Origin of the sequence: Angustibacter sp. McL0619, from assembly GCF_049994355.1 — a bacterium.
GTDB lineage: Bacteria > Actinomycetota > Actinomycetes > Actinomycetales > Angustibacteraceae > Angustibacter.
On sequence record NZ_CP188257.1, the window covers coordinates 2371010 to 2393237 of the forward strand.

Sequence of the window (22228 nt, forward strand, 5' to 3'; positions counted from 1 at the left end):
GGCAATCGCTATATCAGGGCCTGCCACAACGGGCCCCGACCGGATCAGGACGCCTGGCTCACGCTCGAGCAGTTGAAGCCGCGCACCCGCAGCGCCGGCATCGCGACCCGCGGCAGGTAGTCGCCGAACTCGCGACCGAGCGTGCGAACCGTCGACCCGGCCGCCTCGATCCGGTCCAGCAGGTCCACCGGGGACTCGTTGAACCGGTAGTTGGTGACGGCGCCGACCACCTCGCCGTTCTCGACCTTGTAGACGCCGTCCCGGGTGAGCCCGGTCAGCAACAGGGTCTGCGGGTCGACCTCGCGGATGTACCACAGGCAGGTCATCAGCAGTCCGTCCTCGAGACCGGCGACCAGGTCCAGCGAGCTGCCCTGACCACCCTCGACCTCCATCAGCAGGTTGTCGGTGAGCTGGGTGTCCGGGATGCCGGCCAGGGCGGCGGTGTGCCGCGTGGTGGGCAGGGCCGCCAGCGTGCCGTCCTGGATCCAGCTCTGCGCGGTAACCGGTAGGCCGTTGTCGAACACCGACGCGAAGGGGGAGCTGCCCCCGGTCAGTACCAGCGGAGCGGACTCCAGGCCCGGGGCGTGCGGGTCGCTGAACAGCCGCACCTTGCGACCGGACAGCCGGTCGCCCAGCCGCGTGCCACCGCCCTTGCGGCCGAACACCGAGCGTCCCTCGTGCGCGGAGCGCGCATCCGAGGACCAGCAGGCGTAGGTCATCAGGTCGGCGACGGCGGACGGCGGCAGCACCGTGTCGTAGCGCCCGGCGTCGAGCTCGACGCGGCGCGCCTGCCAGGCCAGCCGCTCGCTCACCTCGTCTGCGAGCGCGGCGACGTCGACCTCGGCCAGTGCTCGGGCCGCGGCACCGGCCCAGGCGGACCGGCTGCGCTGGTGCGACTTGCCGTTGAGCTGAACGGCGGCCGACGGCTGGGCGTGCCGGGCGCGCAGCCCGGTGCTGGAGGCCAGGTACGTGGTGTGCACGGTCTGCTCGGCGTACCCGAACAGCTCGCGCTCGCCGTCGCGGGCGTCCTGCATCGCCGCGCCGAGTCGTTCGGCCAGGGCGGCCAGGTCGGCTGCCCCGATCTCGGCCGGGAGGTCGCCGAACGAGTCGTCGGCGCCGCCTTGCACGAGCTCGGAGGCGTCCTCGGCCGGCGAGGAGGCCCGCGCGGCCGCCTCGGCTTCGGCGACCAGACCCACCACCGACGTCGCGTCGACGCCGCTGCGGCTGACGATGGCGACCCGGTCGCCGCCGTGCACCGAGATGATGGTGACGTCCTGCCCGCTGGTGATCCCGTTGGTGGTCAACGTGTTCGCGGCCCAGCGCAGGTTGGCCTGGGCGCTGCTGCCGACCAGGACCAGGCAGGGGTTGGTGGCTGCGGCGAGGGCCCGCTCCGCCAGCTCTGCCGGGTGCGCGCTCATGCCTGGCCCTCCTCGTTGGTGTTGAGTACTCGCACGCCGGAGAACAGCGCACTGGGGCAGCCGTGGCTGACCGCCGCCACCTGCCCGGGCTGCCCCTTGCCGCAGTTGAACGCCCCACCCATCACCCACGTCTGCGGGCCGCCGACGACCGACATCGAACCCCAGAAGTCGGTGGTGGTGGCCTGGTAGGCGAGGTCCTTGACCATGCCGGCCAGCCGGCCGTTCTCGATCCGGTAGAAGCGCTGGCCGGTGAACTGGAAATTGTACCGTTGCATGTCGATCGACCAGGAGCGGTCGCCGATCACGTAGATGCCACGCTCGACGCCGGCGATGATCTCTTCGGTGGAAGGGCCGTCCGGGGCCGGTTGCAGGCTCACGTTGGCCATCCGCTGGATCGGCACGTGCGTGAACGAGTCGGCGAACGCGCACCCGTTGGACCGCTCGGCGCCGGTCAGCCGCGCGATCCGCCGGTCGAGCTGGTAGCCGACCAGCGTGCCGTCCTTGACGATGTCCCACGAGCCGGTGGCCACACCCTCGTCGTCCCAGCCGACCGTGGACAGGCCGTGCTCGACGTCGCGGTCACCGGTGACGTTCATCAGCGGCGTGCCGTACCTGAGGGTGCCGAGCTTGTCCGGTGTGGCGAACGACATACCGGCGTAGGCGGCCTCGTAGCCCAGGGCGCGGTCCAGCTCGGTGGCGTGCCCGATGGACTCGTGGATGGTCAGCCACAGGTTGCTCGGGTCGATGACCAGGTCGTAGCGGCCCGCCTCGACGGAGGGGGCCTTGAGCTTCTCGATGGCCAGCCCGGGCAGCGCCTCGAGCTCCTCCGCCCAGGCCCAGGCGCCGTCCGCCGCGGTGCCGACCACGTACTCCCAACCCCGGCCGACCGGGGGAGCCAGCGTGCGCATGGTCTCCATGCCCTCGCTGGTGACGACCACGCCGGTCAGCTGCGGCTGTAGCCGGACCCGTTGCTGGGTGGTCGCCGTACCGTTGAGGTCGGCGTAGAACTTCTGCTCCTTCACTGCGTCGAAGGAGGCGTCCACGTGGTTCAGGCCGGCGTCCAGCAGCTGGTGGGACCACTGCGTGAAGACCTCGGCCTTGTCGGCCTCCGGCACGTCGAACGGGTCGAGCGCGTACGAGGAGACCCACTCGCCGACGTGTGCCGGCTCAGGTGCCAGCTCGACCCGCTCGGTCGCCAGCGGCCGGGAGACCCGGGCCAGCTCGACGGCCCGCTCGGCCGCCTGCGCGGCGGCTGCGGGGGTGAGGTCGGCGGCGGCCGAGAAGCCCCACGTACCGTCGACCACGACCCGCACGGCCAACCCGCTGTCGGTGCTGTCGCCACCGCCGGAGCGTTGCGCGTCGTGCAGCCGCAGGCTCGCGCTGCGCACCCGCTCGACCCGAAGGTCGGCGTGCTCGGCACCGAGCTCACGGGCGCGCTGCAGCGCAGCATCGGCCAGGCCGCTCAGCGGCAGGTCACGGAAGTCGTCGTCCACTCGATCGCGGGTCACCCGGCGACCCTACCCAGGCGCACCGACGGACGGGCACAGATATCCGGGCGTGCCGCGACGCGATAGCGTCCCCCGCATGAGTTCGCAGACCACAGACCAGGGCGCCCCGAGCGGGCGAAGCGTGCTGGTGACCGGCGGCAACCGCGGCATCGGGCTGGCCATCGCGCGGGCGTTGGCGTCGGCCGGAGACCGGGTGGCGATCACCAGCCGGTCCGGCGAGGTCCCTACCGAGCTGGCCGACCTGGGCGTGATCGCGGTCCGCTGCGACATCACCGACACCGAAGCAGTTGACGCCGCGTTCACCGAGGTCGAGGCGACGAACGGTCCGGTGGAGGTGCTGATCGCCAACGCTGGCATCACCAAGGACACGCTCCTGATGCGGATGAGCGACGACGACTTCACCCAGGTGCTGGACACCAACCTGACCGGCGCCTTCCGTTGCGTGCGCCGGGCCAGCAAGGGGATGATCCGGCTGCGTCGGGGGCGGATCGTGCTGGTCTCCAGCGTGGTCGGGCTGTACGGCTCGCCGGGGCAGGTCAACTACGCGTCGAGCAAAGCCGGACTCGTCGGGCTGGCCCGGTCGGTCACGCGTGAGCTGGGCGGCCGCGGCATCACCGCCAACGTCGTCGCGCCGGGTTTCGTGCAGACCGACATGACGGCGGCGCTGCCTGAGGCCCAGCAGCAGGCCTACCTGTCCGCCATCCCGGCCGGCCGGTTCGCGACCGCGGACGAGATCGCCGGGGTCGTCCGGTTCGTGGCCTCGGACGAGGCCGGCTACATCAGCGGCGCCGTAGTGCCGGTCGACGGCGGCCTGGGTATGGGCCACTAGTCACCGGCGAGCAGTCCCCGGTTCGCTGACGTCGCGAGGAACTGCGCGGCCAGCTGTTCGTCCCCGATCGCCGCCGCGCGGTCGGCGACGTAGCGTGCGGCTCGCTCGCGGACGTCGTCCGCCCGCCCGTCGTGCAAGGCAACGAGGACCTCACAGCAGGTCTGCAGCACGGCCGTAGGGCGCGCACTCCCTGTCAGGCCGGGGACGTCGAGGTGAGGCAGCAACTGCTCGACCACGGCGAGCGACTCATCCAAGCGTCCGCGACGCAGCGCGACCCAGGCCGAGCCAGCCAAGCACTCACGCCGTGCCGCGGCCATCTCGAGCCCGGCGTAGACCTGCGCTCCAGCGTCGAACGCAGCTGCCGACTCGTCCAGGTCGCCCTGCAGCCGTGCCAGGTAGCCCTGGGCCGCGTCGGCGTGCCCGGTCTCCAGCGAAGATGCCGCCTGCCCCGCCGCCTCCCGCGCGGCACGCAGCAGCTCAGCAGCCTCCTCCAGACGTCCTTCCTCCATCGCCACGTACCCGAGGCGAACCAGAGAGTCCGCCTGGATCGGCCACGACTCGAGGTGCACGCCGATGTCCAGCGCCTGGTTCAGCTGGTCCACGGCCTCGGCCCAACGCCCCAGTGCCATGGCGATCTGTCCGAGAAGGTTGAGGTTCGTCGCCGAGGACTCCTGGTCCTCGATCTGCAACGACAGTGCCACCGACTGCTGGCACCAGTCGCGGGCGGCCGCCAGCTCTCCCTGCTCGAAGGAGATGCTCGCGAGATTGCCGAGCGCGATCGCCTCTCGGTACCGATGTCCCGAGGCACGAAAGATCGGCAACGTCTCCTCGAGGCAGGCCCTGGCTTCCGCGTAGCGACCCTGCAGGAAGTAGGTCGTGGCGAAGTGCGCCAGGGTGACGCTCTGCGCGTCGGCGTCGCCGTCCTGGCGTTGCACGGCGAGGGCATCCTCGGCCAGTCGTTCGGCCGCGGCGTAGTCGCCCTCGTTGTTCGCCAGCAGGGACAGGTAACGCAGGGTCTCGCCCTCGAGTCGGCGCGCGCCAAGATCTCGACTGGCTGCCAGCGCACGGGCCAGGACGGTGTAGGACCCGGCGTTGTCTCCTTCCCAGGCGAGCGCCTTGCCCCACCAGAGCAGCGCGTCCGCCTCATCTGCGGCGAGGCCGGCCGCTGCCGCACGCTCGGTCGCCGTTCGAGCCCAGGAGACGGCCTGCCCGTAGTCGCTGCGCGCGAAGGCCCACGCCGATCGCGCCAGGAGCCAGCGGACCTCGCGGCCGATGTCGTCCGACGGGATGCTCTCGCCCATGGCCGTGAGGTCCGCCAGCTGCTGTTCGCGGGCGCCTTGGCGGTCGTGCACCTGCTGACGGAGTGCCAGCAGGTCGAAGCGCGGCGCTGACTGGCCCTCGCGTACGGTCTGCAGCCCGCGGCTCAACAGTCGGGTCGCTTCGGCGAGGGCGTGCACGGACGAGGCCTGTGCGCCCGCGCGCAGGTACCACTGAGTGCAGGCCGGGTCGCCGGCCTGGTCGTAATGCTCGGCCACGAGGGCCGCGAACTCGTCTGCGCGCTGGTTGCGCTCGCACACGTCGACCAGCCAGCGGGCGACGAGTCCGTGGTAGGCGGCTCGCTGTGATCGCAGCACGCTGTCATAGGCCACGTCCCGAAACAGCGCGTGCTTGAAGAGGAACTCGTGGGTCCGGTCGAACGCGGACAGCTCGCGCTCGAAAACGAGCTCTCGTCGGCGCAGTCGCTCCAGGTTCTGCGCGGTGTCGGCCTCAGAGACGGAGTTGTCCGGCCCGCCACCGAGCCGACGAACCGCGTCGTCCCAGAAGACCCGCCCGATCACGGAGGCCCGCTGCAGCACCCGGCGTTCCGGGCCGGAAAGGGCGTCCAACCGTGACTGCAGGACGCCCTTCAACGTCGACGGGACGGCCAGCGACCCGATCCGTTCGGCGGCTGCGCTCCAGCGATCCGGGCCGGGCACGATCACGCGGGCGTCGATCAGCCAGGTGACCAGCTCCTCGATGTAGAAGGGGTTGCCTTCGGCTGAGTCGACGACCAGCCGGACCACCTCCTCCGGAACCTCGTCCACCTTCTGCAGGAGCTCGCCCACCAGCTGTCGGCTGTGTCGACGGGACAACGGCTCCAACCCAATCCTGCTGTGCTGGTCCAGACCTTCGCCCCAGTGCGGCCGCACCTCCAGGAGCGATGGGCGCGCCGTCGCGACCACCAGGACAGGGGCAGCGCGCAACCGGACGTCGGCGGCGTCGAGCCAACGCAGCGAGCCGTCGTCCGCCCAGTGCAGGTCTTCGAGAAGGATGATCACCGGGGCTGTGGTGGCGAGCCGGGCGAAGTACTCGGCGAGCAGGTTGGTTCCCTGCTCGCGCAGGGACTGCGGATCCCTGGGCAACGCACTGTCGCCGCCCAGCTCGAACCCCAGCCATGCCGCGACCACCTCGGCAGCGCGCCGGGCATCCTCACCATCGCCGAACGCGACCGCGGCGCCGCGCTGGCACTTGTCCCGAACGACCTGCGGCGGATCCGACTCCTGGATGCCCAGCCGGGTGGCCATCAGGTCGCGCAGCAGGGCGCCCGGCACGTTCTCGGTGGACGGCGTGGCGCGACCGCGGAACCACCACACGTTGTCAGAGCGCTGGCCGAGCCAGTGGTCGAAGTCGAGCAGCAGGCGGCTCTTGCCGACCCCGGCGTCCCCGACGATGGTGACGACCTGCCAACGCTGGTCCTCGACGACGTCCAGCAGCCGCTCCTGCAGGTCGCGCAGCTCGGGCTCTCGCCCGACCGTCGCGCTGTCGACTCCTTCGATGCCACCGGCCCGGTCCAGCTGGAAGCCGTGCGGCCGTTCGGCCAGCACGTGGTAGCCGTCAACGGGCGACTCGATGCCCTTGAGCCGGAGTCCGGGCGCGGGCTCGAAGGTGAACCAGCCCCGCACCTGCCGATACGTCTCGACGGACAGCAGGATCCCGTCGACCGCGGCGGCTCCCTGCAGGCGGCTGGCTCGGTTGACGGTCGGGCCCACCGCCACGAACTCGTGTCCGGGCCGTTCCTCGAGGGTGCTCACCACGACGTCGCCGGTGTCGATCCCCACGCGCATCCTCAGCCGGAGCCCGTGTCGGGCCTCGAGCTGCTCGTTGAGCTGGGCCAGCGCCCGACGCACCGCCAGCGTGCAGCGCACAGCCTGTCGGGCGTCGTCCTCCCGGGACCGGTACAGGCCGAAGACAGCCATGACGGCATCGCCGATGTACTTCTCGACTGTTCCGCCGGCCGCTGCGATGGCCTCGCGCCAGCGGGCGAAGTAGGCACCAAGCACCTCGCGGGTGTCCTCGGGATCGAGGACGCCGGACAGCACGGTGAAGTCGACCAGGTCGGCGAAGACGACGGTGACGAGCTTGCGCTGCTCGACGCCGCCCCGGACGAGCGCGGCCTCGCGCTTGGCAACCAGCGGCTGCAGCGCGGTGTCCACGACGTCGTCGCCGAGCAGGGCTCGTTGAGCCTGCAGAGCGGCGATGGCGCGGTCGACCGACGCCAGTGCCTCGGGGTCGGCCGCGGCGGTCTCGCCGGCACCCGGGGTCGTCATGGCGCCCACCGTAGGACCGATCGCACGCTCGCGAGGGTGGAATTCGTCGACGCGAACTTGCCCGTTCGTCAGCGGCTCCGCGCGCTGTGGTCTTCAATGACTCGTGCCGGTCCAGGGAGGCGAGCATGCGCGTCGAAGCGACCGCGACCACCGTGTCGTGGATTCCGTCCGAGTCCGTGTCCGGGCCGTTGCGCCGCAGCTTCGACATCGGGCTCTCCCACTACGATCCGCCGCCGCCAGAGCTGTTGTCCGGCGCGGCTGCGGTTCATGAGCTCCGTCGTGCTGATCGCCTGCGGTTCGCGAACGTGCTGTCGGTGTGGGCTGACCTTGAGGATGGTGCGGTGCTGGGTGCGGGCGTGGATCCCGCTGCCGGGCTCGTGATGGGTTCGACGACCATGAGGATGGCGGGGATCGGCGCGACGTTCCGAGCCGTCCGCCTGCCGGTGCTGCGGGCCGAGCCCGAACTGGTCGAGGACGGCGTCCGCTTCGTGCAGACCGTCGGCGGCCGTACGGCCGCGCCGCTGCCGAGGCCGGTGCCCCACCCGCCGTTCGTGCGCTGGACTGCCCCCCTCGTGTGGACGACCCTGGCCATCACCGTCCATCGGGACGGGAGCCATGTGATCGAGCTGGCCGGCGCGAGTGCCTTTCCCCGGCACTGGCTGTACGGCGACGACGGGCGGCTCGCGGGCAAGAGTGGGCTCACGGACATGAACGAGTGGGCCAAGCACTCCTTCGGCACCCGCACCCCCTGGGGTGAGCAGGACTCCCGGGCCCTGGTCGCCGCCGCCGAGAGCGACCTGGAGCGGCAGATGTCCGGCGAGATCATGCGTGCCGGCCAGCGACCCCGGGTCCGCCGACTGCGCGCGGGAGAAGTGCTCACCAGGCAGGGCGAGCTTGGCGACGAGCTGTACCTGCTGCTGGACGGGGTGTTGTCCGTGGACGTCGACGGCCGGGCGGTCGCCGAGGTAGGGCCGGGAGCGGTGCTGGGCGAGCGTGCCCTGCTGGAGCAAGGCAGGCGGACGTCGACCCTGACCGCGGTCACCCCCGTGCGCGTCGCCGTCGCGCCGGGCGAGGCCGTCGACGTGCAGCGGTTGACCGACCTGGCTCGATCGCACCGACGCGAGGAGTCAGTGCCCGATCCGGGCCACTAGAGTCCGGGCATGAGCGAGCCCGACGCCGGAGGCGCCCCAGGCGCCAGGCAGCCGATGGCCACGCTGGCGGAGTTGCGCGTGCTCGACGGCCCGAACCTCTACTTCCCGCGCGCGGCCATCAAGCTCACCCTGGACGTCAGCGGGCTCAGCGATGCCACCTCCGAGACCGTGACCCAGTGGGCAGAGGACCTCGGCTTGACCCGGACCCGCCCGGGCCGGGCCGGCAGCGCCCAGCGCCAGCGGCTGGCCGTGCGGGTCGTCGCGCGAGTCGTGCGGCTGATCGCGGCCGCGTCCGGCACCTCGCGCCTGGGACTGCGGGTCCGTCCGGGCACCGGGCTGCACGAGGTGGTGGTCGCCTACCCCTGGCTGCGCCACGACCGGGCAGTCGAGCTTGGCCACCAGGTCGAGACGTGTCTGCTGCGCTGGGGCGAGGTCGACGTGATGGAGCTGGTAGCCGCTGCCGGGGCCGCGGTGCGGTCGACTCCGAACGGACGTCGCCCGAGCGCGATCACGCCCACCGTGCCGGTCGCCTCGGTGACCGGCACGAACGGCAAGACCACCACGACCCGGCTGCTTGCGCACCTGTCGATGACGGCCGGCCTGCGCACCGCGTGGTCCAGCACGGACGGCGTGGTGGTCCAGGGCGACGTCGTGGAGCCTGGGGACTACTCGGGGCCCGCCGGGGCCCGCGCGGTGCTGACCACGCTCGGCGTCCAGCTGGGAGTGCTGGAGACCGCTCGCGGCGGGCTGCTGCTGCGTGGGATGGGGGTCACCCGCAACGACGTCTCGGTGGTCACCAACGTCAGCGCCGACCACCTCGGGCTGCAGGGGATCGAGACCGTCGACCAGCTCGCCGAGGTGAAGGCCGTCGTCACCCGAGTGACCTCACGCACCGGGTGGTGCGTGCTGAACGGCGAGGACCCTCGGGTGCTGGCGATGATGCGCCGCGGCACCGGTCGTCCCTGGGTCTTCGCCCTCGACCCGGACGCGCCAGGGCTGCGCGCCGCCCTGGACTCCGGCGGACGCGCCATCACGGTGCTGGACGGCCACCTGACTGTGCTCAGACCGGACGCCGACCCGGACCCGCTGGTCGCGGTGCTGGACGTCCCGGTGACGCTCTCCGGGCTGTCCCGGCACAACGTCGCCAACGCCCTGGCGGCGGCGGCGGCCGGACTCGGCCTGGGGCTGGACCGCGACGCCGTCGTCACCGGGCTGCGCACCTTCCTGCCGGACATCCGGCTCAACCCGGGCCGGATGAACGTCTGGTCCATCCCGACGGCTGCTGGTGTCGTCACCGTCGTGGTCGACCTTGCGCACAACGAGGCCGGGCTCGAGGCACTGCTCGACGTCTGCGAGGGGTTGCGCACACCGGGCGCGCAGCTGCACCTCGGGCTCGGTACCGCGGGTGATCGGACCGAGCAGCTGCTCGAGGGACTGGGCGAGATCGCCGGGCGCCGCGCCGACGACGTGGCGATCGTGCACAAGGAGCGCTACCTGCGAGGCCGCACCCGCGAGGACCTGGAGACGCCGTTGCGGGCCGGGCTCGCCGCCGTCGGCATCGCGTCCGTGCCGTCCTTCCCCGACGAGCTCAGCGGGTTGCAGGGCCTGCTGGGGCGCGCCGTGGACGGCGACGTGGTCGCGATGATGTGCCACGCGGACCGCCCGCTGCTCGACGAGTGGCTGCTAGCCGAGGGCGCCACGCCGGACGGCCCGGACGACATCCGCGCCAAGGTGGTGGCGGCCCGCGGCGAGCACCCGCAGGAGGAGCAGATCGCCGCGCTCTGGGCACACGCCGACCCGACCGACCGGCAGCGGCTGCTGCTGTCGATGCTGGACGCCGACCCGGACGACCCGCGGCTGATGTTCGAGTGGGCCAGCGCGCTGGACGCCGCCGGGCACGAGGCGGAGGCCGTGCCGGCCTACCGCGCTGCGCTGCGGGACGGTCTGCGCGAACCGCACCGGCACCGCGCCATGCTGCAGCTGGGGTCGTCGCTGACCGTGCTCGGCCGGGTAGAGGAGGCGCTCGAGATCCTCGCGAAGGTCCGCGAGCAGCGGCCCACGAGCGCTGCGGCACAGGGGTTCTACGCACTGGCCCTGCGGGCCGGCTCGCGCGGCGACCGCGCGCTGGCGGTGCTGATGGAGGCGCTGCTCGCGCACGCCGCCGAGCCCGACGACCAGGACTACCGGGATGCTCTGCTGCGCTACGTCGGTGCCAGCCCTGCGCTGCGCCCGCCCGGTTAGCTGTCCGCCTCGACCGCCTCGAGCTCCGCCGGGTCGACGTCCGGGTCTCCGACCCGGCCCTCCGGGTGAGCGCCCGCCTGCGCCTGCTGCCCGAGCAGCTCGAGCTCGGCCAGCACTCCCGCGTGCTGGTCGGCGCAGAGCACGACAAGGTCGCCCCGGTTGGCGCGGGCCATGCAGTGCCGTACGGCGTCGAGCTCGTCGGTGACCACCTCGACCTGCTTGCAGCGGGCTCCCTTCGCCATCTGCGCCTGCACGCCCTGGGCCACCAGCGCTGCGGCCTCGCCCTTGGCCCGCCGACGCAGGTTGGCGTCCTCGCGGACCACCACGACGTCGAAGAACTCGGCTGCCACCTCGCCGAGCTCGCGTACGTCCTCGTCGCGGCGGTCGCCCGCCGCGCCGATCATGGCGATCCGGGACGGCCTGGCCAGGTCCGTCTTGACCTCACGCCGCGCCGAGTACCGGTCCACGAAGTCGCCCAGCGCACGCATGCCCGCCGGGTTGTGGCAGTAGTCGACGACGACGTCGGTGCCGCGCACCTCGATCAGGTTCAGCCTTCCGGGAGACAGGTAGTACGAGGTGCTGAACGTGCGCAGGCCCTGCCGGATGTCGTGCAGCGGGGCGCCGGCCGCGAAGGCCGCCCCGGCGGCGGCCATCGCATTGGCCACGTTCATCAGGGCCGAGCCGCCGAACGTCGAGGGCAGTAGGTGCGTCCAGGCCAGGTGCATGGCCCGGCGTCCGTGCCGGATGACGATCATGTCGCCCTTCTCGGACGGCTCGAGGACGACGGCCTTGCCACCCCGGCGGCAGTGCTCGTCGATCAGGTCGCGCTCGAACGAGCCCGGCGGCCGCAGCGAGAACCACACCACCTCGCCGGAGCAGCGCCGGCGCATCTCGCGGACCAGCGGGTCGTCCGCGTTCAGCACTGCGGCACCGTCGCGCGGGACCGCCTCGACCACGACCGCCTTGACCTGCGCGAGCTGCTCGAGGGTGTCGATGCCACGCATCCCCAGGTGGTCGGGAGCCACGTTGGTGACCACCGCGACGTCGTTGCGGTCGTAGCCCAGGCCCTCGCGCAGGATGCCACCGCGGGCCACCTCGAACACGGCGAGGTCCACCCGCGGGTTCTGCAGGACCATCCGGGCGGACTTCGGGCCGGAGGCGTCGGCCCGGATCACGAGGCGCTCGTCGATCACCACACCGTCGGTGGAGGTCATCCCGACCTTGCGGCCCAGACCCTTGAACACGTGCGCGATCATCCGCGACGTGGTGGTCTTACCGTTCGTGCCGGTCACCGCGATGATCGGCACCCGGCTCGGCGCGCCGGGCGGGAAAAGCAGGTCGACGACGGGCTTGGCGATGAACTGCGCCTCGCCGACGGTGGGGTGGGTGTGCATCCGGAAGCCGGGTGCGGCGTTGACCTCGCAGATGGCCCCGCCCGTCTCGCGCACCGGCAGCGCGATGTCCGGGCAGATGAAGTCGATGCCGGCGACGTCCAGCCCGATCACCCGGGCCGCCTCCTCGGCGATCTCGACGTTGTCCGGGTGCGCCTCGAACGTGCGGTCCACCGAGATCCCGCCGGTCGACATGTTGCCGGTGAGCGCCAGCTTGACCATCTCGCCGGACGGCGGGACGTCGTCCATGCCGAAGCCCTGCGCCCGGACGAGCGCGACTGCGGCGTCGTCCACCGCGATCCGGGTGAGCACCTTCTCGTGGCCTACGCCGCGGCGCGGGTCCGCGTTGGTCTCGGTGACCAGCTGCTGCACGGTGCTCTTGCCGTCACCTACGACATGCGCCGGCACCCGCTCGGCGATCGCCTGCATCCGGCCACCGACGATCAGGCAGCGGTAGTCCTTGCCGGTGACCATCGACTCGACGACCACCCAGCCGCGCCGCGACTGGTCCTGGGCCGTCGGGAAGGCGGCGCGGACGGCGTCCGCGTCCTTGAGGTCCAGACACACGCCGCGGCCGTGGTTGCCGTCCAGCGGCTTGATGACCACCGGGTAGCCGATGCCATCGGCGACGCTGACGGCCCCGTCGGCGCTGCGCACGCTCTCGGTGCCCGGGGTGGGTAGCCCGGCGGACGCGAGCAGCTTTCCGGTCAGCTCCTTGTCGCCGGCGATGTCCACCGCCAGCGCGCTGGTCTGTGAGGTCATGGTGGCCCGGATGCGCTGCTGGTGGACGCCCTGACCGAGCTGCACCAGCGAGTGCTCGTTCAGCCGGATCCACGGGATGTCCCGGCTCACCGCCTCTTCCAGGATGGCCGCGGTGCTCGGGCCGAACGCCGTCCGCTCCGCTTGGCGCAGGAACGTGTCGAGCAGGTCCGTGAAGTCGAACTCGGGCTCGGGCTGCACCAGGTGGTTGACCAGCCTGACGGCGAGCCGGATCGACGACTGCGCGACGCGCTCGTCGACGTAACCGAAGACGATGTTGTACCGGCCCGGCTCGCCGGGCACACCGCGCGTCTTGCCGCGGCGGATGTCGTGGCCGGCCTCCTTCTGCAGCTGCAGCGCGACGTGCTCGGCGACGTGCCCCAGCCAGGTGCCTTCGCGCAACCGTTCGACGAAGCCACCGCGATGCCCGCGCGAGCACGTGTGCTCCTCCAGACCGGGCAGCAGCTCCAGCAGCCTGTCGGTGAACCCGGGCAGCTTGTCGGTCGGGAACTGCTCCAGCACGCCGAGGTCCACCACGACGTGCAGGGCCTTGTCGTACGACCAGATGTTCGGCCCGCGGTAGACCCGCACCTGCACGATCGTCAGGTCCGGGGACGGTCGGTCGTCGCTCATCGGCGCTCCATGGTTGCTTCGGCACGCTGTGATCTGCCGATCATGCCCTGATCAGCGCCGTCGCGCGCCTCCCGGGAGGGCGGCAACCGCCGGATCGACCCGTCGCGGGGTGAACTTCTCCAGCGCCCGCTCCTTCAGGTCGAAGCGCGCGCCCGTCGGCAGGGTGTGCACGGTGGCTCCGGAGACCAGTACCGGAGCGCCTTCGGGCGCGTCGGCGGCGTTGGTGACGGCGCGGGCCGCATCGACCACGAAGACGGCCCCTGCGCCGATGACCTCCACCCGTCGCCCGTCGGTGACCAGGGCGGCGGTGTTCTCGTCGATCCCCATGCCGATCAGGTGCGGTGAGAGGGCGACCATCGACAGCAGGCGCCCGTAGCGCGCGCGCTGGTCGAAGTGCTGGTCGACGATGACGCCGGGCAGCAGGCCGAGACCCGCCGACAGCTGGCTGGCGCGTTGGCGGGGCGTGATGCCCTCCTCGCCCAGCGCGATCATGTACGCGCTCATGATGCTGGCGCCCGCGGACGTCCCAGCCACCACGACACCGCGCTGGTGGGCTTCGACGATCGCGTCACCGAGAGCGGTGCCGACGACCAGCTGGGCCAGCTTGAGCTGGTTGCCGCCCGTCATGAAGATCCCGGTCGCCGCGACGACCTGCCGGACGAGCGCGTCGCTGTTCGCATCGGCGCGAGAGGTCGGCTGCACCGCGGTGACGTCGGCGACACCGATGCGTTCGAAGGCGGCCCGGTAGGTCTGGACCATCTCGTCCTCGACCATGGAGGCGGTGGGCAGCACCACGATGCGGGCCTGCGGGCCACCGGCCAGACGCACGAAGCGGCGCAGGACGCGGGCCGGCCCCACCTTGTCCTCGGCACCGCCGATGACCAGGAGCCGCGTGCGGGCAGGCCCTTGCATCCGTCCACCCTAGGCTTTCCGCCCCGCACGCTTGCTCCCGCCACGCTGCATTGCTCCACCCGACCCGGCCACAGCGCGCTGCGGAGCGGTCCCGGGGGAGCAATGCGGGTCGGGGGGAGCAATGCGGGGGCTGGGGGAGCGCGCAGGGGGCAGAATGCCGGGATGGACAGCTCGCGCACGCTGCTGGTGATCCGGCACGCCAAGTCCGACCAGCACGCGGGGGTCGCCGACCACGAACGGCCCCTGAACGATCGCGGACGTCGCGACGCCCCCGCGCTCGGCCGCTGGCTCGCTGCCGACGGCCCGCAGATCGGCCTCGTGCTGTGCTCCAGCGCCGTCCGCGCTCAGCAGACCTGGGATCTGGCCGCCGCACAGCTGCAGGCCCGCCCACCCCTTGATGTGACGGACGCGCTCTACGACGCCTCGCCGCGCGAAGTGCTGGAGCTGCTGCACGAGGTGGACGACGACGTCCAGGTGGTGGCGGTGGTCGGTCATGAGCCGACCCAGTCCGGCGTCGTGGGACTGCTCGCCGGCACCGGTGACCCGGCCGCAGAGGCAGCACTGCGGGAGGGGTTCGCGACCAGCGCCGTCGCGGTGCTGGACCTGTCGAGCGGTTGGTCCGAGCTGGCAGAGGGATCGGCTTACCTGTCGGGGCTGCAGGCCCCGCGCGGCTAGTGCGGGGTGTCGAGGTCGTCAGCCCGGTCGGCCTCCTCGATCTCCTCACGTGGGATTCCGAGCAGGTACAGGACGGCGTCCAGGAAGGGCACGTTCACGGTCGCGTCAGCCCGCTCGCGGACGAGCGGCTTGGCGTTGAACGCGATCCCCAGCCCTGCGCTGCTCAGCATGTCCAGGTCGTTGGCGCCGTCCCCGATCGCGATCGTGCGGGACAGCGGCAGACCCTCGGACTCCGCGAACCGTCGTAGTGCGGCCGCCTTGCCGGCTCGGTCGAGGACGTCCCCGCGGACCCGGCCGGTCAGGACGCCGTCCACGACCTCGAGGCGGTTGGCCTCGACGTGCTCGATGCCGAGGGTGCGGGCGAGCGGCGCGATGACTTCCTGGAACCCCCCGGAGACCAGGGCAACCGTGAAGCCGAGCCGCTGGAGGGTACGGACCAGCGTCCGGGCACCTGGGGTGAGCTGGATGGCGTCGCCGACCTCGGCCAGCACCGACTCCGGCAGCCCGGCCAGCTCGGCGACCCGTTCGTGCAGGCTCTGGGCGAAGTCCAGCTCGCCGCGCATGGCTCGCTCGGTGACCGCGGCGACCTCGGCAGCCCGCCCGCTGTGCCCGGCGAGCATCTCGATCACCTCGCCCTGGATGAGTGTGGAGTCGACGTCCATCACGACCAGGCGCCGGCCGCGGCGGGCCAGGCCGGCCGGCGAGACCGCGGCGTCGATGCCGTGCGCCGCAGCGGTCACCGAGATCTCCCGCCGCATCGACGGCACGTCGCCGCCCGAGACGTCGATCTCCACCGTGGTCACCGGCCAGCGGGAGATCCGCCGGATCCGGTCGATGTTGGCGTCCTGCTCGGCCAGCTTCTCGGCAACCGCGGCGATCGCGGCCGGCAGTAGCGGAGCGGCCAGCAGCGTCACGTGCAACCGGCCCTCACGCCGATGTGCCGCGTCACCCGTGCCGCGCTTGCAGCGCACCTTCATGTCGAGCTCTTCGGCGACGTCCAGCGCCGCGGCCCGCACGGACTCGCTGCCACCGGTCGTCAGCAGTACCGCCAGGGTGAGCTGCCCGCGCACCACGACCTGCTCGACGTCCAGCACGGTGGCCGGGGTCTGCGCGAGAGCGCTGAAGAGTGCCGAGGTGACGCCGGGACGGTCCTCGCCGGTGAGGGTCACCAGCAACGTCGGTTCGTCGACCTCGCGTGGGGGGACTTCGGTCACGCGCCGAGGCTACCCAGGTGGGACGCGCTCAGCCGTCGGACGGTGCCGCAGCGTTGACGTCGTCTCGCCATGCGAGCCAGTCGCGCAGCTGGCCCAGGTCATAGTGCGGCCCGCCGAGGCTGACGGTGAAGAGCCGGACGCCGAGCTCGCGCAGGCGTGGCCCGGTGGCGGTGGGGTCACCCGACACCCCCACGGATCGCTCGATCTGCGCGGGGTCGCGTCCCTCGCTCGCGCACCACTCGTCGAGGATGCCCACCTTGCGCTCGACCACCTCGGCGTCACCGAAGCTGTGCCAGATGTCGGCGTGCTTGGCGACCATGCGCAGCGTCTTCTTCTCGCCGCCACCACCGATCAGCACCGGGACCTTTCGGGTCGGCGCCGGGTTGAGCTTGGCCAGCCGCTTCTCGATCCGCGGCAGCGCCTGCGCCAGATCCGCCAAGCGGTAGCCGGCCGTGCCGAACTCGTAGCCGTACTCGTCGTAGTCCTTCTCGAACCAGCCGGCGCCGATCCCGAGGATCAGCCTGCCTCCGCTGATGTGGTCCACCGTCCGGGCCATGTCGGCCAGCAGCTCTGGGTTGCGATAGGAGTTGCAGGTCACCAGCGCGCCGATCTCGACCCGCGAGGTCGCCTCGGCCCAGGCGCCCAGCACCGTCCAGCACTCGAAGTGCTTGCCTTCCGGCTCGCCATAGAGCGGGTAGAAGTGGTCCCAGGTGAACGCCACGTCGACGCCGTGCTCCTCGGCCTCGACCACGGCGCGTCGCAGCTCGGCCCAGTCCGCGTGTTGCGGCTGCAGCTGGACGCCGACCCGGACCTTGCGGTGGCTCTGGTGATCGCTCATGCGGTGACCTTCTGCCCCTTGCCGATCACGACGAGGCCGGACTCGGTGACCGTCAGCCCGCGGGCGCGGTCCTCCTCGGGGTCCATGCCGATCCGGGCCCCTTCGGGGATCACCACGTTCTTGTCGATGATCGCCCGGCGCACGACCGCGTGCCGGCCGATCTCGACGTTGTCCAGCAGCACGCTGTCGCTGACGCTGGACCACGAGTGGATGTAGCAGTTCGGCGACAGCACCGAGTTCTCGATGGTCGCTCCGGAGACCACGGTGCCAGGGGAGACCGACGAGTTGACCGCGTGCCCGATCCGACCGTGCCAGCCGTGCACGAACTTCGCCGGCGGCAGCGACCCGTAGTCGCTGTAGATCGGCCAGTCGTAGTTGTAGAGGTTGAACACCGGGAAGACCGAGATCAGGTCCATGTGTGCGTCGTAGTAGGCGTCAAGCAGTCCGACGTCCCGCCAGTAGTCGCGGTCGCGGTCCGTCGAGCCCGGCACGTCGTTGTTCTTGAAGTCGTAGACGCCGGCCTCACCGCGCTCCACGAAGTCCGGGATGATGTCGCCGCCCATGTCGTGCTGGGTGTCCTCGCCCGCGCTGTCCCGGGTGACCGAGTCGACCAGCGCCCGGGTGTCGAACACGTAGTTGCCCATCGAGGCCAGCACCTCGTCGGGGGAGTCCGGCAGTCCCACCGGGTCCTTCGGCTTCTCCAGGAACGCGCGGATCCGGCGCGGGTCGTCCGGGTGGATGTCGATCACCCCGAACTGGTCGGCCAGCTCGATCGGCTGCCGGATGGCGGCCACCGTCGCGGAGGCGCCGGTGTCGATGTGCTGCTCCACCATCTGCCGGAAGTCCATCCGGTACACGTGGTCCGCACCGACGACCACGGTGATGTCCGGCAGCTCGTCGTGCACCAGGTTCAGGCTCTGGAAGATGGCGTCGGCACTGCCCAGGTACCACCGCTTGCCTACCCGCTGCTGCGCGGGCACGGGCGTGATGTAGTTGCCGAGCATGGTGCTCATCCGCCAGGTCTTGCTGATGTGCCGGTCCAGGCTGTGCGACTTGTACTGGGTCAGCACGACGACCTTGAGGTAGCCGGAGTTCACGATGTTGGACAGCGCGAAGTCGATCAGCCGGTAGATGCCGCCGTACGGCACTGCCGGCTTGGCCCGGTCGGCGGTCAGCGGCATCAGCCGCTTGCCCTCGCCGCCCGCCAGCACGATCGCCAGGACCTTCGGGTTGCGCGCACGAGTCGCCATGTCGCGAACCTAGTCTCCGCGCCGCCCCGCCGCGAGGGGTGCCGACCGGCGGGCACCCCACTACGGTGGGCGGGTGCGTATCGACGTGCTGTCCCGCGAGTACCCACCGGACGTCTACGGCGGCGCCGGCGTCCACGTTGCCGAACTGGTCCGAGCGCTGCGGTCCGACCCCGGCCGCGACGTCCGGGTCCGTTGCTTCGGCGGCCCCCGCGACGAGGCGGGCACCACCGGCTATCCGGAGCCGGCCGAGCTGTCCGGCGCCAACGCCGCACTGCGCACCATGGGCGTCGAGCTGCCGATGGCCCAGGACTGCGAGGGAGCGGACGTCGTCCACTCGCACACCTGGTACGCCAACCTCGGTGGTCACCTGGCGTCGCTGCTGCACGGCGTCCCGCACGTGGTGACCGCGCACAGCCTGGAACCGTTGCGGCCGTGGAAGTCCGAGCAGCTCGGTGGCGGCTACGCGCTGTCGTCCTGGGTGGAGCGCACGGCCTACGAGGCCGCTGCCGCAGTCATCGCGGTCAGCGCGGGGATGCGAGCCGACGTGCTGCGCAGCTACCCGGACGTCGACCCGGCCAGGGTGCACGTGGTGCACAACGGGATCGACCCGGTCGACTGGTCCCGTCGGGAGCGGCCCGACGCGGTCCGGGCGCTCGGTGTGGACCCCGGCGCGCCCAGCGTGGTGTTCGTCGGCCGGATCACCCGGCAGAAGGGGCTGCCGTACTTCTTGCGCGCGTGCGCGCAGCTGCCGCCGGAGGTCCAGCTCGTGCTGTGCGCCGGCGCCCCGGACACCGCCGAGATCATGGCCGAGGTCGAGGAGCTGGTGCGCGGGCTGCGGCAGAGCCGCGAGGGCGTGGTCTGGATCGACCGCATGCTGGACCGTGAGGACGTCGTCGCCCTGCTGTCCAGCGGGACCGTCTTCGCCTGCCCGTCGATCTACGAGCCACTCGGAATCGTCAACCTCGAGGCGATGGCCTGCGAGCTGGCCGTGGTCGCCACCGCGACCGGGGGTATCCCCGAGGTCGTGGTGGACGGCGAGACCGGTTGGCTGGTGCCGATCGAGCAGGTGGACGACGGGTCCGGCACGCCCGTCGACCCGGACCGCTTCGTCGCCGACCTCGCCGCGGCGCTGGTCGACGCGGTCTCGGACCCGGCGCGCGCCCGGCGCCGCGGCGCGGCGGGCCGGCTGCGCGCCGAGCAGGAGTTCGGCTGGACGGCGGTCGCCGAACGCACCCTGGACGTCTATCGGAGCGTTGGAGGAGATCGATGATCGAGGCCCGCAGCCTCACCAAGCACTACGGCAGCACCGTCGCCGTCAACGACCTCAGCTTCACCGTCCCGCCAGGTGTCGTGACCGGGTTCCTCGGCCCCAACGGGGCGGGCAAGTCCACGACCATGCGGATGATCCTCGGGCTGGACCACCCGACCAGCGGGACGGCCCTGGTCAACGGCGTGCGGTACGGCCAGCTGAAGGGCCCGCTGCACCACGTCGGCGCGCTGCTCGACGCGAAGGACGTGCATCCCGGCCGTACTGCGCAGGCCCATCTGACCGCTCTCGCAGTGAGCAACGGGATCCCGACCAGCCGGGTCAAGCAGGTGCTCGAGCTGACCGGCATGTCCTCGGTCGCCAAGCGGCGGATCAAGGGGTTCTCGCTCGGCATGTCACAGCGCCTCGGCATCGCCGCCACGATGCTCGGTGACCCCGAGGTGCTGATGTTCGACGAGCCGGTGAACGGGCTGGACCCGGAGGGCATCCTGTGGATCCGCACATTCATGCGCGGGCTGGCCGCCGAGGGTCGGACGGTGTTCGTGTCCAGCCACCTGATGAGCGAGATGTCGCTGACCGCGGACCACCTGATCGTGATCGGCCGCGGCAAGCTGCTGGCGGACGTCGCCACCAAGGCGTTCATCGACGCGAGCTCGTCGAACAGCGTGCGGGTCCGCTCACCGCAGCAGGACGCGCTGGCCGCGCTGCTGCAGGAGCGCGAGGTACCGGTGCAGCGGGTCGACGGCTACCTGCAGGTGGACGGGCTCACCACCGACCAGGTCGGGGACCTGGCCGCCGCGAACGCGCTCACGGTGCACGAGCTGTTCGCCGAGCGCGCGTCCCTGGAGGCGGCCTTCATGGAGATGACCGCGGACAGCGTCGAGTACCACGCCGACGTCCCGGGTTCTCAGGCACCGACGAACGGAGGTCAGTGATGACCACGACCGTGCCAGCACCCCGGTCCAGCCTGGTGCCGCCCTCGACCACCCGGTTCGACCGGCTGGTGCGCTCCGAGGCCATCAAGATGTTCTCGTTGCGCTCCACCGGGGTGACCCTGCTCGCGCTGATCGCGGTGACGGTCGGCATCTCGATCCTGGCCTGCTGGGGGACGATGCAGGCGCCCGCGGACCAGCTCACCGACATCGACCCGGTGTCGCTGACGTTGTCCGGCCTGGCGTTCGGGCAGCTGGCCATCGCCGTCCTCGGCGCGATGACGATCGCCAGCGAGTACAGCACCGGGGGGATCCGCTCCACGCTCACCGCCGTGCCCGGCCGGCTGCACCTGCTCGGCGCCAAGGCGGTCGTGTTCCTGGTGGTCTCGTTCGTCGTCGGCGCGGTGACCTGTGTGATCGCCTTCGTCGTCGGCAACCTGTTCCTGCACGAGCAGTACCGCTCGGGGTTCGGCGACCCGCACGTGCTGCGTGCGCTGTTCGGTGGTGCGCTCTACGTGGCCGGCAGCGGGATGTACGGTTTCGCGCTCGGGGCGCTGATCCGGCAGACCGCCGGCGCCATCACCGCGGCCGTTGCCCTGCTGTTCGTGCTGCCGCCGCTCAGCAACCTGCTGCCCGGCGACTGGGGCGACACCATCACCCGGCACTTCACGTCCAACGCGGGGCAGCAGGTGATGAGCACGATCCCGCCAGGCGACAACCTCGGGGTCTGGGACGGCTTCTTCTGGTTCACGCTGGAATGGGTGGTGATCCTCGCCGCTGCGGCTGTGCTGATGCGCAAGCGAGACGCGTGAGGCAGCAGGGACGGCGCCGTCAGTCAGGTACGTGGATCGGCGAGTTGACCGCGGCGACGAGGGCACGACGGCTCACGTCGTCGAGCTGACGGAGCTCCTCGTCGCGGCGGGTGGCCTCCCACCCGTTCACCGCGGCGCCGTCGTCCTCCCGGGCCAGCTCGACGATCGAGCGCACCCGCCACGCGAGGTCCAGGACGCGCACCGCCCGCGGCGGCGTGGACGACGGCCAGGGCACGTCGGCTCCCTGGCGCAGGTCGTCGATCCGGTCAGACGCGTCCGGACGCCAGCGCGCCAGGTCCAGGTCGTGCAGCGCGTCCGTCGCACGCAGCAGCGCCTCCCGCAGCTCGCGCTCGGCCTCGCCGACAGTCGTGGTCAGCGGGGCCACCGGCGGCGAGCAGTCGACGACCTGCCAGATCACCTGGTGGCCGACCTCGTAGACCGACCCGAACTCGTACACCTCGGGGATGAGCGCTATCGGCGGGCCGCCTACGGTCACCAGGCACTCACCGGCTTCGATCGCGGCCTCGTTGACGGACGCCGGCCCGGGCAGCGCGGACGGGTCGCCGGGGACCGGTAGGACCAGCCGAAGCGCACGCACGTGCTGGTCGCGCAGCCCCGCCAGCAGCTCACCGAGCCGTCCCGGCAGAGCGAGCGGCTCGAGCTGGCTGGCGTCCGCGGTCGCCACCTCGTGCCGCTCGTCGTCACCCTGGACGGCACGCAGCAGCGCACCGGCGTTGGCCCGGCCGGACAGCACCGGCCCGGCCCACAACGCCAGCACGGCGGCGCGGGGCAACGGGTTCATGGGATGAGG

The 22228-nt window shown here is 71.6% G+C and carries 16 protein-coding genes; 7 read left to right on the plus strand and 9 right to left on the minus strand.

The window, feature by feature from the left end; genetic code table 11:
• Positions 1-44 precede the first annotated feature (44 nt).
• A complete protein-coding gene (locus ACPPVT_RS10970) occupies positions 45-1418 on the minus strand; it encodes a metallopeptidase TldD-related protein (RefSeq protein WP_426567017.1) in 1374 nt (457 codons plus the stop codon).
• On the minus strand, positions 1415-2926 hold the full coding sequence (locus ACPPVT_RS10975; RefSeq protein WP_426567018.1) for a TldD/PmbA family protein: 1512 nt from the start codon (positions 2924-2926) through the stop codon (positions 1415-1417). The genes ACPPVT_RS10970 and ACPPVT_RS10975 overlap by 4 nt, the downstream gene beginning before the upstream one ends.
• A gap of 76 nt (positions 2927-3002) precedes the next feature.
• Here ACPPVT_RS10975 and fabG point away from each other — a divergent pair, with 76 nt between their 5' ends.
• On the plus strand, positions 3003-3755 hold the full coding sequence (fabG, locus tag ACPPVT_RS10980; RefSeq protein ID WP_426567019.1) for a 3-oxoacyl-[acyl-carrier-protein] reductase: 753 nt from the start codon (positions 3003-3005) through the stop codon (positions 3753-3755).
• On the opposite strand, the gene ACPPVT_RS10985 is transcribed toward fabG, so the two are convergent.
• Positions 3752-7342, minus strand: a complete 3591-nt coding sequence (locus tag ACPPVT_RS10985; protein WP_426567020.1) for an ATP-binding protein — start codon at positions 7340-7342, stop codon at positions 3752-3754. The two genes, fabG and ACPPVT_RS10985, sit on opposite strands and share 4 nt — an antisense overlap.
• 125 nt (positions 7343-7467) lie before the next feature.
• On the opposite strand from ACPPVT_RS10985, the gene ACPPVT_RS10990 reads away from it, so the two are divergent.
• Both ACPPVT_RS10990 and ACPPVT_RS10995 read left to right on the plus strand, forming a co-directional pair.
• On the plus strand, positions 7468-8493 hold the full coding sequence (locus ACPPVT_RS10990) for a cyclic nucleotide-binding domain-containing protein (RefSeq protein ID WP_426567021.1): 1026 nt from the start codon (positions 7468-7470) through the stop codon (positions 8491-8493).
• A 9-nt stretch (positions 8494-8502) separates the two neighbouring features.
• Positions 8503-10734, plus strand: a complete 2232-nt coding sequence (locus tag ACPPVT_RS10995; RefSeq protein ID WP_426567022.1) for a tetratricopeptide repeat protein — start codon at positions 8503-8505, stop codon at positions 10732-10734.
• Here ACPPVT_RS10995 and cphA read toward each other — a convergent pair.
• Entirely contained in the window at positions 10731-13517 is a 2787-nt protein-coding gene (cphA, locus tag ACPPVT_RS11000; RefSeq protein WP_426560159.1) for a cyanophycin synthetase, read from the minus strand. The two genes, ACPPVT_RS10995 and cphA, sit on opposite strands and share 4 nt — an antisense overlap.
• Positions 13518-13568: 51 nt before the next feature.
• Positions 13569-14429 (minus strand): cyanophycinase, encoded by an 861-nt coding sequence (locus ACPPVT_RS11005; protein WP_426560161.1) that lies wholly within the window; start codon positions 14427-14429, stop codon positions 13569-13571.
• A gap of 162 nt (positions 14430-14591) precedes the next feature.
• Between ACPPVT_RS11005 and ACPPVT_RS11010 the strand changes: the two genes are divergently transcribed.
• Entirely contained in the window at positions 14592-15104 is a 513-nt protein-coding gene (locus ACPPVT_RS11010) for a SixA phosphatase family protein (protein WP_426560163.1), read from the plus strand.
• On the opposite strand, the gene serB is transcribed toward ACPPVT_RS11010, so the two are convergent.
• From serB to glgC, 3 genes are read right to left on the minus strand one after another with little or no spacing between them, the layout of a single operon-like run.
• Entirely contained in the window at positions 15101-16318 is a 1218-nt protein-coding gene (gene serB / locus ACPPVT_RS11015) for a phosphoserine phosphatase SerB (protein WP_426560165.1), read from the minus strand. The two genes, ACPPVT_RS11010 and serB, sit on opposite strands and share 4 nt — an antisense overlap.
• 28 nt (positions 16319-16346) lie before the next feature.
• Complete coding sequence (locus ACPPVT_RS11020) at positions 16347-17156, minus strand: LLM class F420-dependent oxidoreductase (RefSeq protein ID WP_426560167.1); 810 nt, start codon at positions 17154-17156, stop codon at positions 16347-16349.
• Positions 17153-18406, minus strand: a complete 1254-nt coding sequence (gene glgC / locus ACPPVT_RS11025; RefSeq protein WP_426560169.1) for a glucose-1-phosphate adenylyltransferase — start codon at positions 18404-18406, stop codon at positions 17153-17155. The genes ACPPVT_RS11020 and glgC overlap by 4 nt, the downstream gene beginning before the upstream one ends.
• Positions 18407-18479: 73 nt before the next feature.
• Between glgC and glgA the strand changes: the two genes are divergently transcribed.
• The 3 genes from glgA to ACPPVT_RS11040 are packed head-to-tail and all read left to right on the plus strand — an operon-like array spanning position 18480 to position 21417.
• Positions 18480-19676 carry a glycogen synthase gene (glgA, locus tag ACPPVT_RS11030; protein ID WP_426560171.1) on the plus strand — a complete coding sequence of 399 codons (1197 nt, stop codon included), beginning with the start codon at positions 18480-18482 and terminating at the stop codon, positions 19674-19676.
• Positions 19673-20608: an ATP-binding cassette domain-containing protein gene (locus ACPPVT_RS11035; RefSeq protein ID WP_426560173.1), complete on the plus strand. Its 936-nt coding sequence runs from the start codon at positions 19673-19675 to the stop codon at positions 20606-20608. The genes glgA and ACPPVT_RS11035 overlap by 4 nt, the downstream gene beginning before the upstream one ends.
• Positions 20608-21417, plus strand: coding sequence for an ABC transporter permease (locus ACPPVT_RS11040; RefSeq protein ID WP_426560175.1), 810 nt, complete (start codon positions 20608-20610; stop codon positions 21415-21417). Before ACPPVT_RS11035 ends, ACPPVT_RS11040 begins: the two co-directional genes overlap by 1 nt.
• A 19-nt stretch (positions 21418-21436) precedes the next feature.
• Here the strand turns inward: ACPPVT_RS11040 and ACPPVT_RS11045 are convergent, their stop codons facing one another.
• Positions 21437-22219 (minus strand): hypothetical protein, encoded by a 783-nt coding sequence (locus tag ACPPVT_RS11045; protein ID WP_426560177.1) that lies wholly within the window; start codon positions 22217-22219, stop codon positions 21437-21439.
• Positions 22220-22228: the final 9 nt, after the last annotated feature.

Coding starts and splice junctions, on each gene's coding strand:
- ACPPVT_RS10970 (WP_426567017.1), bottom strand. CDS start 1,418: ATGAGCGCGCACCCGGCAGAGCTGGCGGAGCGGGCCCTCGCCGCAGCC.
- fabG (WP_426567019.1), top strand. CDS start 3,003: ATGAGTTCGCAGACCACAGACCAGGGCGCCCCGAGCGGGCGAAGCGTG.
- ACPPVT_RS10985 (WP_426567020.1), bottom strand. CDS start 7,342: ATGACGACCCCGGGTGCCGGCGAGACCGCCGCGGCCGACCCCGAGGCA.
- ACPPVT_RS10990 (WP_426567021.1), top strand. CDS start 7,468: ATGCGCGTCGAAGCGACCGCGACCACCGTGTCGTGGATTCCGTCCGAG.
- ACPPVT_RS10995 (WP_426567022.1), top strand. CDS start 8,503: ATGAGCGAGCCCGACGCCGGAGGCGCCCCAGGCGCCAGGCAGCCGATG.
- cphA (WP_426560159.1), bottom strand. CDS start 13,517: ATGAGCGACGACCGACCGTCCCCGGACCTGACGATCGTGCAGGTGCGG.
- ACPPVT_RS11005 (WP_426560161.1), bottom strand. CDS start 14,429: ATGCAAGGGCCTGCCCGCACGCGGCTCCTGGTCATCGGCGGTGCCGAG.
- ACPPVT_RS11010 (WP_426560163.1), top strand. CDS start 14,592: ATGGACAGCTCGCGCACGCTGCTGGTGATCCGGCACGCCAAGTCCGAC.
- ACPPVT_RS11020 (WP_426560167.1), bottom strand. CDS start 17,156: ATGAGCGATCACCAGAGCCACCGCAAGGTCCGGGTCGGCGTCCAGCTG.
- glgC (WP_426560169.1), bottom strand. CDS start 18,406: ATGGCGACTCGTGCGCGCAACCCGAAGGTCCTGGCGATCGTGCTGGCG.
- ACPPVT_RS11035 (WP_426560173.1), top strand. CDS start 19,673: ATGATCGAGGCCCGCAGCCTCACCAAGCACTACGGCAGCACCGTCGCC.
- ACPPVT_RS11040 (WP_426560175.1), top strand. CDS start 20,608: ATGACCACGACCGTGCCAGCACCCCGGTCCAGCCTGGTGCCGCCCTCG.
- ACPPVT_RS11045 (WP_426560177.1), bottom strand. CDS start 22,219: ATGAACCCGTTGCCCCGCGCCGCCGTGCTGGCGTTGTGGGCCGGGCCG.